The 16395-nt window shown below is 64.7% G+C and carries 16 protein-coding genes; 2 read left to right on the top strand and 14 right to left on the bottom strand.

The features are described 5' to 3' along the window. Positions 1 to 240 (top strand): integrase core domain-containing protein (locus AC1DRE_RS19825; RefSeq protein WP_476985972.1); only part of this gene is annotated, 240 nt, incomplete at its 5' end. 5 nt (positions 241 to 245) lie between these two features. Here the strand turns inward: AC1DRE_RS19825 and AC1DRE_RS19820 are convergent. Further along, positions 246 to 890, bottom strand: coding sequence for a hypothetical protein (locus tag AC1DRE_RS19820; protein WP_476986207.1), 645 nt, complete (start codon positions 888 to 890; stop codon positions 246 to 248). Positions 891 to 1071: 181 nt separating this feature from the next. Here AC1DRE_RS19820 and AC1DRE_RS19815 point away from each other — a divergent pair, with 181 nt between their 5' ends. Further along, positions 1072 to 1530 (top strand): flavin reductase family protein, encoded by a 459-nt coding sequence (locus AC1DRE_RS19815; RefSeq protein ID WP_476986213.1) that lies wholly within the window; start codon positions 1072 to 1074, stop codon positions 1528 to 1530. On the opposite strand, the gene dnaE is transcribed toward AC1DRE_RS19815, so the two are convergent. The 13 genes from dnaE to ftsW all read right to left on the bottom strand — a co-directional run bounded on the left by dnaE (position 1527) and on the right by ftsW (position 16395). Next, the gene (gene dnaE, locus AC1DRE_RS19810; protein WP_476986206.1) at positions 1527 to 5084 is read right to left on the bottom strand and encodes a DNA polymerase III subunit alpha; all 3558 of its coding nucleotides are present in this window, start codon (positions 5082 to 5084) and stop codon (positions 1527 to 1529) included. The genes AC1DRE_RS19815 and dnaE overlap by 4 nt on opposite strands. Positions 5085 to 5120: 36 nt before the next feature. Beyond that, complete coding sequence (locus tag AC1DRE_RS19805) at positions 5121 to 6047, bottom strand: RluA family pseudouridine synthase (RefSeq protein ID WP_476986205.1); 927 nt, start codon at positions 6045 to 6047, stop codon at positions 5121 to 5123. Next, complete coding sequence (lspA, locus tag AC1DRE_RS19800) at positions 6040 to 6606, bottom strand: signal peptidase II (RefSeq protein ID WP_476986204.1); 567 nt, start codon at positions 6604 to 6606, stop codon at positions 6040 to 6042. The genes AC1DRE_RS19805 and lspA overlap by 8 nt, the downstream gene beginning before the upstream one ends. Positions 6607 to 6739: 133 nt before the next feature. Then, entirely contained in the window at positions 6740 to 7438 is a 699-nt protein-coding gene (locus tag AC1DRE_RS19795; protein WP_476986203.1) for a DivIVA domain-containing protein, read from the bottom strand. Positions 7439 to 7612: 174 nt separating this feature from the next. Beyond that, positions 7613 to 7900: a YggT family protein gene (locus tag AC1DRE_RS19790; RefSeq protein ID WP_476986202.1), complete on the bottom strand. Its 288-nt coding sequence runs from the start codon at positions 7898 to 7900 to the stop codon at positions 7613 to 7615. Between the two features lie 117 nt (positions 7901 to 8017). Continuing rightward, positions 8018 to 8554 carry a cell division protein SepF gene (locus AC1DRE_RS19785; protein ID WP_214954845.1) on the bottom strand — a complete coding sequence of 179 codons (537 nt, stop codon included), beginning with the start codon at positions 8552 to 8554 and terminating at the stop codon, positions 8018 to 8020. 88 nt (positions 8555 to 8642) lie between these two features. Further along, positions 8643 to 9389 (bottom strand): YggS family pyridoxal phosphate-dependent enzyme, encoded by a 747-nt coding sequence (locus tag AC1DRE_RS19780; protein ID WP_476986201.1) that lies wholly within the window; start codon positions 9387 to 9389, stop codon positions 8643 to 8645. Continuing rightward, on the bottom strand, positions 9386 to 10105 hold the full coding sequence (locus AC1DRE_RS19775) for a purine nucleoside phosphorylase YfiH/LACC1 family protein (RefSeq protein WP_476986200.1): 720 nt from the start codon (positions 10103 to 10105) through the stop codon (positions 9386 to 9388). Before AC1DRE_RS19775 ends, AC1DRE_RS19780 begins: the two co-directional genes overlap by 4 nt. A gap of 46 nt (positions 10106 to 10151) precedes the next feature. Continuing rightward, positions 10152 to 11375, bottom strand: a complete 1224-nt coding sequence (gene ftsZ / locus AC1DRE_RS19770) for a cell division protein FtsZ (protein WP_104175489.1) — start codon at positions 11373 to 11375, stop codon at positions 10152 to 10154. A 274-nt stretch (positions 11376 to 11649) separates the two neighbouring features. Further along, the gene (locus AC1DRE_RS19765) at positions 11650 to 12522 is read right to left on the bottom strand and encodes a cell division protein FtsQ/DivIB (protein ID WP_476986199.1); all 873 of its coding nucleotides are present in this window, start codon (positions 12520 to 12522) and stop codon (positions 11650 to 11652) included. Continuing rightward, positions 12515 to 13918 carry a UDP-N-acetylmuramate--L-alanine ligase gene (murC, locus tag AC1DRE_RS19760; protein WP_476986198.1) on the bottom strand — a complete coding sequence of 468 codons (1404 nt, stop codon included), beginning with the start codon at positions 13916 to 13918 and terminating at the stop codon, positions 12515 to 12517. The genes AC1DRE_RS19765 and murC overlap by 8 nt, the downstream gene beginning before the upstream one ends. Then, positions 13915 to 15015: an undecaprenyldiphospho-muramoylpentapeptide beta-N-acetylglucosaminyltransferase gene (gene murG / locus AC1DRE_RS19755; protein WP_476986197.1), complete on the bottom strand. Its 1101-nt coding sequence runs from the start codon at positions 15013 to 15015 to the stop codon at positions 13915 to 13917. The genes murC and murG overlap by 4 nt, the downstream gene beginning before the upstream one ends. 6 nt (positions 15016 to 15021) lie before the next feature. Further along, the gene (gene ftsW, locus AC1DRE_RS19750) at positions 15022 to 16395 is read right to left on the bottom strand and encodes a putative lipid II flippase FtsW (RefSeq protein WP_476986196.1); all 1374 of its coding nucleotides are present in this window, start codon (positions 16393 to 16395) and stop codon (positions 15022 to 15024) included.

Below are 16395 nucleotides of genomic sequence, written 5' to 3'. Positions count from 1 at the left end.
CTCGCCGAAGTCGGGATAAAGCACAAGCGCACAAGGCCATACAGGCCCCAGACCAACGGCAAAGTCGAGCGGTTCAACCGCATCCTCCAGGAGGAGTGGGCCTACGCCAAGGCCTATAGCTCAGAAGCCGAACGCCAAGCCTGCTATCAGGACTTCCTCGAGCACTACAATCACAGCAGGCCCCACACCGCACTCAACGGCGCCTCACCGGCAAGCCGCGTCACCAACGTACCGGGTTAGTACAGCTAGCTCTCCTGTACCGGCGGTTTGCCCAGGAGGCTGAGCAGGTTCACCACAAACACTGAGATGGCCACGGCTGCGGGCCACACTGCCAGGACGGCGTAAGAACGGAGTGAGAAGGCGATGCTGGCGTTGGGGGCAGTATCCTCTGCCGGGCCCCACCATTGCCCTGCCAGCACACCGGCCTGCCAGGCGATGACGGCTCCAAGCGCCCCACCGATCACGGCGAGAACCACGGTTCCGGGCGCCGGAGCGCCGGTTCGTTTCCCGTTGAGGAGGAAACCCGTCAGGCAGCCGGCCAGCAGGAACAGGCCGGCCAGCACCAGATCCCGCGGCAGCCATCCTTCGGCATTCGTGCCGGTGGCCAGGGCGGGGTCGCGGGTCAGGAGATTCAGGCCGCCCGGCGCCAGCAGCCACCACAGAAGTCCCGCCGGAAGGCCGGCAGCGGCAATGATTGCGGGCCGCCGCCACGCCGCCGGTTGCGCGTTTCCGGAGCCGGAGTCCTCGCCGGACCAGGCCGTCCGGCCGCGCCCGCCGAAATCCGAATCGCCGTCAGCGCGGTAAAGTTCACCATAGGCGGGTGGGCTGCCGGCATCCTTGGAATGCTTCGGATTCTGTGGAACCGGGCCGTTGCCTGGTGGCTGTGTCATGAAACAAACATTAACAAACGTTCACCGTGGTTAAACAAATGACGCGGCAGGTAAATAAGTGACGGCCACTCCACGGCGCACCCATACGCTGGCATGCAGGACGCAACGAACAACAGTTTTAGCAGGGAGTTAGATCACAGTGACCTCAGACAACGCAGCCTTCGAAGGCACGTTCAAGGAGATGTTCCGCCGGCACGCGGCCGGCGTGGCAATTATCACGGTGAACTACAACGGCGTCCCGTACGGCTTCACGGCCACCTCCGTGGCATCGCTGTCCGCGCAGCCGCCGCGCTTCACATTCAACATGGCGCGCAGCTCCAGTTCATGGCCCGCCGTGGCCAACACCACCCACATCGGCGTCCACATGCTCGGGCTGGAGAACCAGGAACTTGCTGACCGCTTCGCCCGCACCAAGAACCGGTTCGAGGGTGACCACTGGGAGCTCGGACCGCACGACGTGCCCATCCTCAAAGACGTGGCTGGCTGGCTGATCGGCAAGATCCAGATGCGCCTCTCCTTTGAGAACAACGCCGTTGTGGTGGTGGAGGTCGTGGAGGGCCAGGTGGGCGAGGACGGCTCGCCGCTGCTCTACCACTCGGGCTCCTACAGCCAGCCCGTCCCGCTCGACTACGAAATCTAGCTGTCAAGGCAGGTCGGGCCGAGGAGCACCTTCAGGTCGCCGAAAAGTGACGGGCTGGGGTTGACCCTCAGGTGCACCGGCAGGGCCATGACTTCCACGCGGGTGTCGCCCTGCAGGTGCAGCCTGACTTCCGAATTGCCGCGGTGGGTCCGGAGCACGTCACCGAGTTCCGTCACCACGGCCTCGGTGGCCTTGTGCGTCTGCATGGTGATGACCACGGGGCCGTTCAGGCCTTCACTAAGGTCCGGCACCGAGAGTTCCATGCAGTTCAGCGCAACGGCACCGTCGTCGCGGCGCTGCAGCCGGCCCTTGACCACGACGACCAGGTCTTCGGCCAGGACGGACGCGATGGGACCGTACACCTGGCCGAAGAACATGACCTCAATTGAGCCACCCAGGTCTTCGATCTCCGCCCGGGCGTAGGCGTTGCCGCTGGCCTTTGCGATCCGTCGGCTCAGCGAGGTGATCATGCCCGCAATGGTGATGATGGCGCCGTCGTGCGGGCCGTCCTCCGCGATGACCGAGGTGATGGACTGGTCCGCGTGCTGGCTCAGGAGGCCTTCCAGCCCCTGCAGCGGGTGGTCCGAGACGTAGAGCCCGAGCATGTCGCGTTCGAACGAGAGCTTGTCCTTCTTCTCCCACTCGGGGAGGTCCGGGATCTCGATACTCAGGGACGCCTCGGATTCGGCTTCGTCAAAACCGGCAAAGAGGTCGAACTGCCCGATCGCCTCGTTGCGCTTGAGGGTGATGACGGAGTCGATCGCTTCTTCATGGATCATGGCCAGCGCACGCCTGTGGTGGTTCAGGGAGTCGAACGCACCGGCCTTGATCAGTGATTCAATGGTGCGCTTGTTGCAGACCACCGCGGGGACCTTCATGAGGTAGTCCTTGAAGGACGTGTAGGCGCCTTCTTTTTCTCGCGCCGCCACCATGGCTTCGACGGCGTTCACACCGACGTTGCGGATGGCGCCCATCCCGAAGCGGATGTCGTTGCCCACAGGGGTGAAGTTGAGGGCTGACTCATTGACGTCGGGCGGCAGCACCGTGATGCCCATCCGCCGGCATTCGTTGAGGTAGATCGCCGACTTGTCCTTGTCGTCGCCCACCGAGGTCAGCAGGGCCGCCATGTACTCCGGCGCATAGTGGGCTTTCAGATACGCGGTCCAGTAGGAGATCACGCCGTAGGCGGCCGAGTGCGCCTTGTTGAAGGCATAGTCGGAGAACGGGAGCAGGATGTCCCAGAGCGTCTTGACGGCGGCCATGGAGTAGCCGTTGTCCTGCATGCCCTGCGAGAAGCCGGCGAACTGCTTGTCCAGCTCGGATTTCTTCTTCTTGCCCATGGCGCGGCGCAGGATGTCGGCCTGGCCGAGCGTATAACCGGCGAGTTTCTGCGCCACGGCCATGACCTGCTCCTGGTACACGATCAGGCCGTAGGTGCCACCGAGGATTTCGGAGAGCGGTTCCTCGAGTTCCGGGTGGATCGGGATGACGTCCTGGATTTTGTTCTTGCGCAGCGCGTAGTCGGTGTGCGCGTTGGCGCCCATGGGACCCGGCCGGTACAGGGCCAGCACTGCGGAGATGTCTTCGAAGTTGTCAGGCTTCATGAGCTTGAGCAGCGAACGCATGGGGCCGCCGTCGAGCTGGAACACGCCCAGGGTGTCGCCACGGGCAAGGAGTTCGTAGGACGCGGTGTCGTCAAGCTCCAGGGTTTCGAGGTCCAGGTCGATGCCGCGGTTCATTTTGATGTTTTCCAGGGCATCCGAAATGATCGTCAGGTTCCGCAGGCCCAGGAAGTCCATCTTGATCAGGCCGAGGCCTTCGGACGTCGGATAGTCGAACTGCGTGATGACCTGGCCGTCCTGGAAACGGCGCATGATCGGAATCACGTCGATGATGGGGTCCGAAGACATGATGACACCGGCGGCGTGGACGCCCCATTGCCGCTTCAGTCCCTCAATGCCCAGTGCCGTCTCGAAAACCTTGGCAGCCTCGGGGTCAGTGCTGATGAGCTGGCGGAAGTCACCGGCTTCGCTGTACCGCTTGGCTTCCTTGTTCTGGATGTCGGCCAACGGGATGTCCTTGGCCATCACGGCCGGCGGCAGCGCCTTGGTCAGCGTCTCGCCCATGCTGAAGGGGTAGCCCAGCACACGCGAGGAGTCCTTCAGCGCCTGCTTGGTCTTGATGGTGCCGTAGGTGACGATCATCGCTACGCGCTCGTCACCGTATTTGCGCGTGACGTAGTCGATCACTTCGGAGCGGCGCCGGTCATCGAAGTCGACGTCGAAGTCAGGCATGGAGACGCGGTCCGGGTTGAGGAACCGCTCGAAGATCAGGCCGTGGTGCAGCGGATCAAGGTCGGTGATGCGCATCGCATACGCCACCATGGAGCCTGCACCCGAGCCACGTCCGGGACCTACCCGGATGCCGTTGTTCTTGGCCCAGTTGATGAAGTCGGCAACCACGAGGAAGTAACCCGGGAAGCCCATGGATGTGATGACTTCCAACTCATAGTCGGCCTGCTTGCGGACCTTGTCCGGGATGCCCTGGGGGTAGCGGTACTGGAGTCCCTTGTCCACTTCCTTGACCAGCCAGGACGTTTCGTCCTCCCCTTCCGGGCAGGGGAACCGGGGCATGTAGTTGGCACCGGTGTTGAACGATACTTCGCAGCGCTCGGCGATCAGGAGCGTGTTGTCGCACGCCTCCGGGTGGTCGCGGAAAAGTTCGCGCATCTCCTGCGGTGACTTCAGGTAGTAGCCGCTGCCCGAGAAGGCAAAGCGTGAACCGCCGTTGTCGTAGGTCGGCTCCAGGAGGGTGGAACCCGACTGGATGGCCAGCAGGGCCTCATGCGCCTTCGCGTCGTGCTCATGCGTGTAGTGCAGGTCGTTGGTGGCCACCAAAGGCAGGTTCAGGTCCTTGGCCAGGCGCAGCAGGTCGCCGGTGACCCGCCGCTCGATATCCAGGCCGTGGTCCATCAGCTCGCAGAAGTAGTTCTCCGCGCCAAAGATGTCGCGGAACTCCGAAGCAGCCTCACGCGCTTCGCGGTACTGGCCGAGCCGCAGCCGGGTCTGGACCTCACCGGACGGGCAGCCCGTAGTGGCGATGAGCCCTTCCGAGTAGGTGTTCAGCAGCTCGCGGTCCAGCCGGGGCCATTTGCCGAAGACCGAATCCAATGATGCGATCGACGAGGCACGGAACAGGTTCCGCATGCCCACGTTGTTATAGCTCAGCAGCGTCATGTGGGTGTAGGAACCACCGCCGGAGACGTCGTCCTTGCGCTGGCTTTCCTCGCCCCAGCGCACCCGGCTCTTGTCACCGCGGGCGGTTCCGGGAGTCACATAGGCTTCGACGCCGATGATCGGCCGGATGCCCTTGTCTGTGGCCCTCTTCCAGAAATCGAAGGCGCCGAAGAGATAGCCATGGTCCGTGGTGGCCAGGGCCGGCATGCCCAGCCGCTCGGTTTCATCGAAGAGCTCGCCGAGCCGGGCGGCGCCGTCCAGCATCGAGTACTCGGTGTGGTTGTGGAGATGGACAAACGAGTCGTTGCTGGAAGTCACCGGACCATTCTAGTGCCGACCGGCGACAGTTCAGGCTCAGGCCTGCCCGGAGGCAAGAATCTCCAGTGCGTGGGCCAGGTCCTGGGGGTATTCGCTGGTCACTGTGACCCGTTCCCCGGTCCGGGGACTGTCGAAGCCGAGCTGCCTGGCGTGCAGCCACTGCCGGGTCAGTCCCAGCGTGGCGGCCAGGCGCGGGTCCGCCCCGTACGTCAGGTCTCCCGCACACGGGTGCCGAAGGGCTGAGAAGTGCACGCGGATCTGGTGGGTCCGGCCCGTTTCCAGGTGGACTTCCACGAGCGATGCCTTGCCGAAGGCTTCCATGACTTCGTAGTGGGTCACGGAATCCCGGCCGTCTTCGAGGACGGCGAAGCGCCAGTCATGGCCGGGATGACGGCCAATGGGTGCATCGATGGTGCCCGCGAGGGGATCCGGGAGTCCCTGGACCACTGCGTGATACACCTTGTCCACCGTCCGGTCCTTGAACGCGCGCTTGAGGGCCGTGTAGGCCCGTTCCGACTTGGCCACCACCATGACCCCGGAGGTGCCAACGTCGAGGCGGTGCACAATGCCCGCGCGTTCCGGTGCGCCCGACGTCGAGATCCGGTAACCCAGCCCGGCGAGGCCGCCCACAACAGTGGGTCCCACCCACCCCGGGGACGGATGCGCGGCCACACCCACCGGCTTGTCGATGACCACGAAGTCCTCGTCGTCCAGCAGTACCTTAAGGCCTTCCACAACTTCCTCCACGACTTCCAGGGGGTCCCGCCGTTCGGGAACAACCACATCCAGCACGGTGCCGGAGGCGAGCTTCAGGGACTTCCCCACGGCTTTGCCCCCGGAGCTGACGTTGCCTTCGGCAATCAGCGTTGCCGCCTGCGAACGGGAAATGCCCATCAGCCGGGCGAGCCCCGCATCCACGCGCGTGCCGGCCAGCTCTTCAGGAACAGTGAGTTTCTCAGGCATTGTGGTCCTCCGCCGGTTTCTGGAGCCGTGATCCGTCAAGGGAGATTCCCCGGAGCGTCAGCAGGCAGATGATCACGACGGCGGAGACAACAGCCGAATCGGCAATATTGAAGATCGCGAAATTGGGCAGCTGGATGAAGTCCACCACATGGCCCATGGCGAACGACGGTTCGCGGAACAGCCGGTCCGTGAGGTTTCCCAGCGCACCGCCCAGGAGCAGGCCGAGGGCCAGGGCCCACCAGGCGGATCCGAGCTTGCGCAGCTGGAAGAGAATGGCGATCGAAACGCCGGCCATGATGATGGTGAACACCCAGGTGACATTCTCGCCGATGGAGAACGCAGCACCCGAGTTGCGGATGTAGTACCAGTGCAGCAGCGGGGGCAGCACCGGTATCCGCTCCCCCTCCACCATGGTGCTGGTGACCCAGAGTTTGGTGAGCTGATCGAAAACGTAGGCGAAAACAGCGAAGCCGGCGAAGAGCGTGAGCAGGACCGCCTTTCGCGGCCGGGCTTGCGTCGGTGTTGGCTGCGCTGCGGCAGATGCTGTTTCGTCTGTCATAAAGCTTTCATTCAGGAGCCAGTCCCGGGACTGGAAGGAAGGTGCTCATGCCGGCCCGTGGTCGCACCGGTGGCGGTTAATGGCAAAAGCCGGCGGCCGAGGAGTCCTCAGCCACCGGCTTTCAGAATACTTGCTAAACGGCGGGGCTGCCGTCGCCGACCTCAGGGGCCGCCACGGAGCCGCGGGCGTCCAGGTCGCGGAGCTGGCCTTCGATGTAGGCCTTCAGGCGTGAACGGTAGTCACGCTCGAAGCCGCGCAGCTGCTCCACCTTGCGCTCCAGGACGGACCGCTGCTGTTCCAGGGCGCCGAGGATCTTGCGGGACTTCTCCTGCGCGTCGTTGACCAGGCTGCTGGCTTCGATCTGCGCCTCGGCGATGATCTTGTCCTTCTGCTGCTGGCCGTCGGCGACGTGCTTGTCGTGCATCTGCTGTGCCATGGCGAGGAGACCGGCAGCCGACTCGGCCGTCGGGTTAGCCACAGCAGGGGCTGCCGCGGCGGGAACTGCCGCAAGGGCGGTTGCCGGCTCGGGAGCCTTCTTCTTGGCTTCAGCGGCCTTGGCCTCGGCTTCCGCCTTGGCCCGGGTCTCGTCCTTTTCGGCCTTGACCGGTGCAGGGACCTTTTCCACTACCGGCGCCGCTACTGCGGAGCTGGCAGGCGTGCCGGAGCCACCCTCGGCAAGCTTCTTGCGAAGCTCGTCGTTCTCCTGGTTCAGGCGGCGCAGTTCGACGACGATTTCGTCCAGGAAGTCGTCAACTTCATCCTGGTCGTAGCCTTCGCGGAACTTGGTCGGCTGAAAGCGCTTGTTGACAACGTCTTCTGGCGTCAAAGCCATCTGGTCACCTCGTTGGTCTAGTTAGTCAGTAGGCCTTCCGGCCGTCAAAACTACGGTACCTAAATATGGTCTGGTTCCTCTAATTCAACACTGAGGTGTCAAACCGGAGTTTCTGAGCGATGCTGTGGGTGACGGTTACCCGCCCTGTTACTGCGCCGCAAGCTGTTATGAAAATTACGCGAAAGACTTCACGATTGCCATAGCCACGCTGATAGCGATGAACAACAGCAAAAACCCGAGATCCAGCGAAATGCCGCCCAGCCGCAAGGGCGGAATAAGGCGCCTCAGCACCTTCAGGGGCGGATCTGTGACGGAGTAGACAGTGTGGGCAGCCACCAAGGCGGCGCCGCGCGGCCTCCACTCTCGTGCAAACATCTGCACCCAGTCGAAGACCAAACGGATGATCAATGCCACAAATAGGAATAACAAAGCGAGATAGACAAGTCCGAAAACAATTCCCATGACTTAACTCATATCTCCATGTTCATTCCGGCTACCGAAGTGCCCTGTTGACGTTCTTATCTATTTCAGCACAGATGCCAGACAGGTGTCCTGCCTGGCATCCGCGTAAGTCCGGTGCTAGCTCTGGTTGAAGAAACTGGCCTGGGTCTCGCTGACCTTCTTGTCGTCGCCGATGACCTCTACGTACGACGGCGACAACAGGAAGACCTTGTTGGTGACCCGTTCGATACTGCCGCGGAGGCCAAACACCAGCCCGGCCGAGAAATCGACCAAACGCTTGGCGTCGGCCTCGCCCATGTCCGTGACATTCATGATGACGGGGATGCCGTCACGGAAGCTTTCGCCGATCAGCTTGGCATCATTGTAGGACCTCGGGTGGATCGTGGTGATCTGGCGGAGTCCGGTGGTCTCTTCGCGGCTCGAGGCCGCGCGCTTGATAGGTGTCACAGGTGCGCGATATTCCTCTTCGGCGGCGTGTGGAGTCGGAGTTTCCCGGGCGACCTCGCGGACGGGCGCCGGTGCCCGGCGTTCCTCGCGGTCATGCTCCATTGAATCGTCCTCGTCCCTATGCGGTGTGTGGTGCTCAGACTCGTAATGTTCATCGCCATCGGCGAGCCCAAGATAGATCATTGTCTTGCGCAGAGCGCCAGCCATGGTCGACTCCTAATCGTGTCCGTAAGCGGGCCGCTGAGTTGACTTGACAGTATTGGAATCCCCGCCATTCTCTTCCAATGCTTTGACGCTACCGCAACGCAGGACGCGAACCCAATATATCCGAGCCAATTCTCAGGTGTGTCGCACCTGCCCTGACGGCGGATTCGAGGTCCTGGCTCATGCCCGCGGAAATGCCGGAAGCAGAGGGGTGGTCTTGCAGCAGCTGCGCCGAAATTTCGGCCAGCCTGCCGAAGGCAGCATCCGGATCGGAACCGAGCGGAGCCACTGCCATCAGGCCGGCAAGCACAAGCCCCGGCGATCCGGCCAGCTGGTCCGCCAGTGCCGGCACGTCCAAGCGGCTCGCGCCGCCGCGGTGGCTGCCGGCGTCGTCATCCAGGCTCACCTGGATGAAGCATTCGAGCGGGCCCCGGCCGGTCCGGTCCTGCTCCGTGGCGATGGAGCGGGCCAGGGCTGCTGCCAGCTGCGGCCGGTCCACGGAATGGATGGCGTGGGCATACCGCACCACGGACTTGGCCTTGTTGCTCTGCAGCTGGCCGACAAAATGCCACCGGAGCCCAAGGTCGCTGAGCCGGGCTGCCTTGTCTGACGCTTCCTGGTCCCTGTTCTCCCCCACATCAGTGACACCCAGTGCTGCCAGCCGCCGCACGTCATCGGCGGGGTGGAATTTGGTCACGACGATCAGTTTCGGAGGGTTGCCGGGCCGGCCGGCGGCTTCCGTGGCGGCCGAAATTCGGTGCCGGACCGCGGCCAGGCGCCCCTGGAGTTCGATCATGCGCGCGTCGTCTGCCGCCGTCACGTCGCGGTGCTCGCTCATGCGGTCCACACCAGCCCGGCGAACCGTCCGGTGGCCGGGTTGCCGCGATAGGAGAACAGGTCCTCGTTTTCGAGGGTGCACGGCCCGGAGTACTCCACGGTGACGCCGTCGGCTTCCAGCTGGCTGCGTGCCCCGGCCGGAAGATCAAGGCCGGGAGTGCCCCAGGATGTTGTGGCCCAGGTTGCCGGTACTGCCGCCGCAACGTCCGCACGCATGCCTTCCGGCACCTCATAGCAGGATCCGCAGATCGACGGACCGATCCAGGCCTGAATGCTTTCAGCCCCCTCGGCACGCATGCGCGCCAGGGTTGCGGGGATCACGCCGCCGGCAACCCCCGGCCGGCCCGCATGGGCCACGCCCAGGACCGGACGTCCCCCGGATGCCTGCCCGGCAAGGACGACAGGTACGCAGTCCGCCACCATCACGGCAAGCGGACGGCCGGCGGATACCATCGCGTCCGCAGTGGGGCCGCCTGCCGTTGAGCTGTCCGCTCCAGTGCTGCCTGCCGCGTCGCCAATATAGGCCACGGCATTGCCGTGCACCTGGTTCATGTACTGGAAGCTGCCTGCCGCCAGGCCAACCTCCGCTTCAAGGAATCCTCGCCGGCGACGCACTTCAGCCGGGTCGTCGCCCACATGCAGGGCGAGGTTTCCGGCCTTGGCGTCGGTGAATGCCACCCAAACGCCAGGCCGGACCTCGGTTCGCCACCAAAACAATCAAAACACCGCTAACTGACTAGCTGACAAAGCGTCCAGCCGATTTCTACTTCAGGAAGTCGGGGACGTCCAGGTCATCCGAGCGGCTGCCCGAAAGGTCCGGCTCCACGACGGACGGAAGGTCGACGTCGAACCCCGAGTCGGCGGGGACGGCGGAGGGGCGCTGCTGGCCCCAGTTGCTCAGGCCTGACGCCCCGATGCCGGCGTGCACGGGCTGGACATGCTGTGCCGGCGCCTGCGCGGGGGCAGGAGCCGAGGCGGGCGCGGCGGGACGCTGGGGTGCGGCCTGCGGCAGTGACTGGTCCATGGAAGGCGACGTCGCCTTGACGTCGTCGAAGCCCGCGGCGATCACGGTCACGCGGGCTTCGTCGCCGAGGGCGTCGTCGATGACGGCGCCGAAGATGATGTTGGCCTCCGGGTGGGCAACTTCCTGCACCAGGCGGGCCGCCTCGTTGATCTCGAAGAGGCCGAGGTCGGAGCCGCCCTGGATGGACAGGAGGACGCCGTGGGCGCCGTCGATCGATGCTTCAAGGAGGGGTGACGCGATGGCGAGTTCCGCGGCCTTGACTGCCCGGTCCTCTCCCCGCGCCGAACCGATGCCCATCAGCGCGGAGCCTGCACCCTGCATCACGGACTTGACGTCCGCGAAGTCGAGGTTGATCAGGCCCGGGGTGGTGATCAGGTCGGTGATGCCCTGGACACCGGACAGCAGGACCTGGTCAGCGGAGCGGAATGCATCCAGGACAGAGACATTGCGGTCACTGATGGACAGCAGGCGGTCGTTGGGGATCACGATCAGGGTGTCGACTTCGTCGCGAAGGGCGTCGATGCCCGCCTCGGCGGAACCGGCACGACGGCGGCCTTCGAAGGTGAACGGGCGGGTGACAACACCGATGGTGAGGGCGCCGAGGGAGCGTGCAATGCGGGCAACCACGGGGGCGCCGCCCGTGCCGGTGCCGCCGCCCTCTCCGGCCGTCACGAAGACCATGTCCGCGCCGCGGATGACCTCTTCGATCTCATCAGCGTGGTCTTCTGCCGCCTGCTTGCCCACTTCGGGGTTCGCGCCTGCGCCAAGACCCCGGGTCAGCTCGCGTCCGACGTCAAGTTTGACGTCTGCGTCACTCATCAGAAGGGCCTGGGCATCGGTGTTGATTGCGATGAATTCGACACCGCGAAGACCGACTTCGATCATGCGGTTGACTGCGTTCACGCCACCGCCGCCGATGCCGACGACCTTGATGACGGCCAAGTAATTCTGCGGAGCTGCCACGTTACGTGTCCCTTGTTCGTGTCCTATTGCGAAAACTGATGGAGTCTTGCTTGAAAGCCCTAACCTTAACCTTCGACTTGAAGGTTATAGTTATGTCAAGTAACTCATGCTGTGACGCTATTTCCTATGCCTGAGACATTCAATGACCGGCACCGCGTGTCGTGGGAATACCCGCTAAATAGAGCGGAAATCGCCGTGCACCATTGCTGCCGGCCGGCTGGTTGCACAGCGCGCCCGAATGCTCGTCCCGGTGCTAATCCCGGGATTTCGTCCACTATCGTGTCACGGGATGCCGCGGCACGCTGACATCGTAGACCTGCACGGGGTTTTTCGGGTCCGCGGGTGCCTTAAGCAGGGCTTCGAGCACCTTCGCCTTGAGCTCCTTCTCCCCCGCGTTGCCCCAGACAATTGTTTGTCCGTCCACCAGTTTGAGTTCGACGGCGTCAACGGACTTCGCGGAGGCATCGGACAGTTTCGCGAGCACATCGGCAGGCAGTGCGGCCAGCACGCCCGTGATGGCCTTGAAGAGATCCTTTCCGATCACTCCTGCCCCGCCGTCGATCACCGGCAGCTGGATGCTGGCGGGATCCGCGGTGGTGCCAAGCTGCACGCCGTCGACGTCGACCAGCTGGAAGACTTCCCCTTGCTTCACCAGGGCCACCGGCGTGCGTTCCCGGATGTGGACTACCAGCACCGACGGCGGCCGTGCCTCCGTGGTCACTTCCTTGACCTGGACAAGGGGCTCCAGCAGCTGCCTGACTTCGTCGTCGTGCACCTGGGGCAGCGGCTTGCCGTGCAGCGGTTCCAGCGCCCCCTGAACCTGCTCGGGCGTCAGCATTTTGGTGCCGTCCACCGACACGGTCCGCACGGCGAACACGGGCGAGTAGACGGCTGCTGCGAGCAGGCCCGCGACCAGCGCCGCTGCAATGCACGCAGCAAGGATGATGTTGCGGCGGATCCGTTTGCCTTTGGGCTCCGGAAAGGACAGCACGTTATCCGGCGCCGGAGGAGCACTGGTAACGCTGCGTTCGGCGGCGGGCGCGGCCTTGGACGCGGAGATCACGTCCGCGCGTCCGCTGCCCGGATCGGCTTTGCCTCTCGAGGCCGGGCCGCCGGTCTTGTAGCTCGGCCGGCGGGTGCTAGCCACCGGGAGCCTCTGCCTGCAGGGCCTCCACAATCAGCGGGCCGTAGGCCGTGACGTCGCCGGCGCCGGCCGTGAGCACAATGTCCCCGGGGGCCGCGTCAGCCACGATGGCACGGACTGCGTCTTCGGCGGAAACGAGCCGCCCGCCGTCGGACAGCCGGTCCCCGATCAGGTGGCTGCTGACGCCCGGAATCGGGTCTTCCCGGGCCGGATAGATGTCCAGGACCAGGGCGGTGTCTGCGGTGTTGAGCGCTTCGGCAAATTCTGCCGCAAACTCGCGGGTGCGGGAAAACAGGTGCGGCTGGAACAGCACGTGCACCTTGTGGTTCCCTGCCACGGACCGTGCCCCCGCCAGCGCCGCCCGGACCTCCGTGGGGTGGTGCGCGTAATCGTCATAGACCCGCACGCCCCGCCCCTCACCCTTGAACTCAAAACGGCGTGACGCACCGGAGAACCCCGCCAGTGCAGCCGATGCCGCTTCAGGAGCGACGCCGAGCTCCAGCGCCACGGCGAACGCTGCTGCGGCGTTGAGCGCATTGTGCCGGCCGGGGACCTGGAGCTGGAGCGCAAACTTCCCCGCTGGAGTGGACACCCAAACATCACCGGGTCCGCCGTCGTGCAGCCGCAGCTGCGAATCCTCGGTGGTGCCGTAGAGCACCACCCTGGTGTTGCCCCGGGCAATGGTCCGCTCAGCGAGGGCGCGGGCGCCGGAGTCATCGGCGCAGGCCACCAGGACGCCGTCGGCCGGCAGGAGTTCGGTAAAGCGGTCAAACGAGGCGTACACGGCTTCGGCGGTGCCGTAGTAGTCGAGGTGGTCGGGTTCCACATTGGTGACCACGGCTATCCGCGGACGGTAGTTGAGGAACGAGCCGTCGGATTCGTCAGCCTCGGCAACAAAGATGTCCGACGTGCCGCTGGCGGCATTGACGCCCAACGCCGGAACGTTGGCGCCGATGGCAAAACTGGGATCATGGCCGGCACCCTGCAGCAGGACCGTGATCATCGACGTCGTGGTCGATTTTCCGTGGGTTCCGGCCACTGTGACCACGCGGTCGTCCGCCATGGTTGCCGCGAGGGCCTCCGAGCGGTGGAGCACCGGCAGCCCCGCGGCATGCGCGGCCTGGAGCTCAGGGTTGTCGGCGCGGATGGCAGAGCCGGCCACTACCGTCTGGGCGGTGCCCAGGTTTCCGGCCTCATAGCCCACGTAGATGCCGGCACCGGCGGCAGCCAGGTCGGCCATGACGGGCAGGTCCTTGGCATCGGATCCGGTGACCGGGATACCGCGGGCCACCATGATCCGGGCCACGGCGGACATGCCCACGCCGCCAATGCCGATGAAGTGCACGCGGCCCAGAGATTCCTGGCTCGTCGTACCGGGGCCGGACGTGGATGTGGTCATTTGCTTACTGCTTCCAGGACAAGATCAGCCATTTGGCGATCGGCATTTCGGATACCCAGGGCTTCGGACTTCGACGCCATCGTGGCCAGCCGGGCCGGATCGGACAGCAGGGGGACGATCACTTTGCTGACCCATTCGGGTGTGAATGCTGCGTCGTCCACCACCAGCGCCCCGCCCGCCGCTACGGGGCCGGCGGCGTTCAGGGCCTGCTCGCCGTTGCCGATCGGGAGCGGAACGAAGACCGCCGGAACCCCCACGGCAGCGGTCTCGCAGACTGTGGCTGCGCCCGCACGGCCCAGCAGGAGGTCGGCAGCCGCGTAGATGTTCTCCATGCCGTCGACATACTCCACTTGGCGGTAACCGTCCGCGGCGAGGGGCTTGCCATCGGCGTCGGGGACTGTCTTGCCTTTGCCGGTGATGTGGAGGGTCTGGACGCCCGCCGCAGCCAGGGCTTCCACGGACGCCGCGATCGTCCGGTTGATGCTCTGCGCACCGGATGAGCCGCCGGTGACGATCAGCGTTGGCCGGTCCTGCTCCAGCCCCAGCAGCTCACGTGCTTCGTGCCGTGAGGCGGCGCGGTCCAGCGCGGCGACTTCCCTGCGCATCGGCATACCGATGTGCCTGGCCCCGCGGAGTTTCGTGCCGGCGAAGGCAACGGCAACGTGGCGGCTGAACCGGGCGCCTACCTTGTTGGCCAGGCCGGCCCGGGTGTTGGCTTCATGGATAACGATGGGGATGCTGCGCCGCCAGGCGGCGAGGTAGAGCGGGGTGCACACGTACCCGCCGACGCCCACCAGGACGTCGGCTTCGGCGTCGTCGAGGATTTTTCCGGCCTGCCTGACCGCACCGGCCAGCCGTCCCGGGAGCCGCAGCAGATCAAGGGAAGGCTTGCGCGGAAACGGCACGCGGCTGATGGTGGCCAGTTCCAGGCCGGCCGCAGGAACCAGCCTGGTCTCCATCCCGCTGGGCGTTCCCACGGCCAGGAGGCGCACTTCCGGGCGCACTTCCCGCAACGCGGCCGCTATGGCCAGGAGGGGACTGATGTGCCCCGCCGTTCCGCCGCCGGCGAGGACTACTGACAAAGACTCGGCATTCATTAAGTGCTATTTACGCTTTCGTGTGGAGTGTGGGCGTCCGCCTTTGGTGCGGAACTTAAGCAGCCGTTTGGGCTGGACGCTTGGCGCCATCTGTGCCCGTGCCAACGACAACACTACGCCGACGGCACACAGCGACATCAGCAGGGCCGATCCGCCATAGGAAATGAATGGGAGCGGCACGCCGATGACGGGCACGAGGCCGGTGACCACGGACATGTTGACGGTGGCCTGGCCCAGGAGCCACACCATGATGGTCCCGGCAAGGACGCGGTGGAACAGATCCTCCTGCGCCACCACCACACGGTAGATCGCAGCACCGAGGATGGCGAAGAGGATGAGGACGACGACGGTGCCCACGAGGCCGAGTTCCTCGCCGATGATCGCGAAGATGAAGTCGTTGTGGGCTTCGGGGATCCAGCTGTATTTCTGCCGGCTCTGGCCAAGGCCAACGCCCAGCCAGCCGCCGGAGGCCAGGCCGTACAGCCCGTTGGTTGACTGGTAGTTGGCATCGATGCCTTCGCCACAGGAGTTTCCGGTCCACCAGGACGTGATGCGGCACATCCGGTTTGAACTCGTGACGGCCATGAGTCCGGCCCCGGCCACGGCAACCAAAGCCGCAATGCCGAACATGTACAGCGGAACCCCGGCAAAGAACAGTGCAGCGGCCATGATCATCATGATGATCATGCCTGTGCCGAGGTCATTTCCTGCCAGGACCAGCCCGATGATGCCCGCGGCGATGGGAAGGACCGGGACCACCACGTGCTGCCAGCGGTGGAGCAGCTTGGCCTTCACTGCAAGGACCGTGGCCATCCAGAGCGCCAGCGCCAGTTTGGCCGCCTCTGAGGGCTGGAAGGTGATGCCGCCGAACTCAATCCAGTTCTGGTTGCCGTTCGTGCTCGTACCGATCAGGAGCACGAGGACCAGGAGGACATAAGCCCCGGCGATCCCCGGCCAGGCGAGCCGTTTGAGCCAGACAACATTGACGCGAGAAAGCACGAACATCAGGAAGACCCCGATGGCGGCGAACATGCCCTGCTTGAGCGCGGCCGTGTACGGTGACTCTCCGGCGGCTATGGCTTCAACGCTGGACGCGGAAAGCACCATCATGATGCCGATGGCTGTGAGCGCGAGGGTGGAGCCAAGGATGAGGTAGTAAGTGGAACCGTTGCGTGATTTACCGGTTCCCTCCAGCTTTGCCCAGAAGCTCCGGTAGCCGCTGCGGAGTTTCGCCAGCGGGGGCACATGGCCCTTCCCGGCACTCCCGGACGCCTGTACCTTTGGCTTGGACCCGGCCGCCTTGGCTGTCCGCGACGACCCCGGGGGCCGCGTTGCACCCCGCTGTTTGGCAGCCGGGGCACGGGTGGGCGTGCTGACCAT

This window comes from Arthrobacter sp. P4_H3 (assembly GCF_056400885.1).
This window is presented reverse-complemented; position numbering and strand designations above follow the sequence as displayed.

Excerpts from the sequence above, each read along its gene's own strand:
- murG (WP_476986197.1), bottom strand. The coding sequence starts at position 15,015 with ATGAATGCCGAGTCTTTGTCAGTAGTCCTCGCCGGCGGCGGAACGGCG.
- AC1DRE_RS19785 (WP_214954845.1), bottom strand. The coding sequence starts at position 8,554 with ATGGCTGGCGCTCTGCGCAAGACAATGATCTATCTTGGGCTCGCCGAT.
- AC1DRE_RS19795 (WP_476986203.1), bottom strand. The coding sequence starts at position 7,438 with ATGGCTTTGACGCCAGAAGACGTTGTCAACAAGCGCTTTCAGCCGACC.
- AC1DRE_RS19790 (WP_476986202.1), bottom strand. The coding sequence starts at position 7,900 with ATGGGAATTGTTTTCGGACTTGTCTATCTCGCTTTGTTATTCCTATTT.
- AC1DRE_RS19780 (WP_476986201.1), bottom strand. The coding sequence starts at position 9,389 with ATGAGCGAGCACCGCGACGTGACGGCGGCAGACGACGCGCGCATGATC.
- AC1DRE_RS19820 (WP_476986207.1), bottom strand. The coding sequence starts at position 890 with ATGACACAGCCACCAGGCAACGGCCCGGTTCCACAGAATCCGAAGCAT.
- murC (WP_476986198.1), bottom strand. The coding sequence starts at position 13,918 with ATGACCACATCCACGTCCGGCCCCGGTACGACGAGCCAGGAATCTCTG.
- AC1DRE_RS19815 (WP_476986213.1), top strand. The coding sequence starts at position 1,072 with ATGTTCCGCCGGCACGCGGCCGGCGTGGCAATTATCACGGTGAACTAC.
- ftsW (WP_476986196.1), bottom strand. The coding sequence starts at position 16,395 with ATGGTCAGCACGCCCACCCGTGCCCCGGCTGCCAAACAGCGGGGTGCA.
- AC1DRE_RS19805 (WP_476986205.1), bottom strand. The coding sequence starts at position 6,047 with ATGCCTGAGAAACTCACTGTTCCTGAAGAGCTGGCCGGCACGCGCGTG.
- lspA (WP_476986204.1), bottom strand. The coding sequence starts at position 6,606 with ATGACAGACGAAACAGCATCTGCCGCAGCGCAGCCAACACCGACGCAA.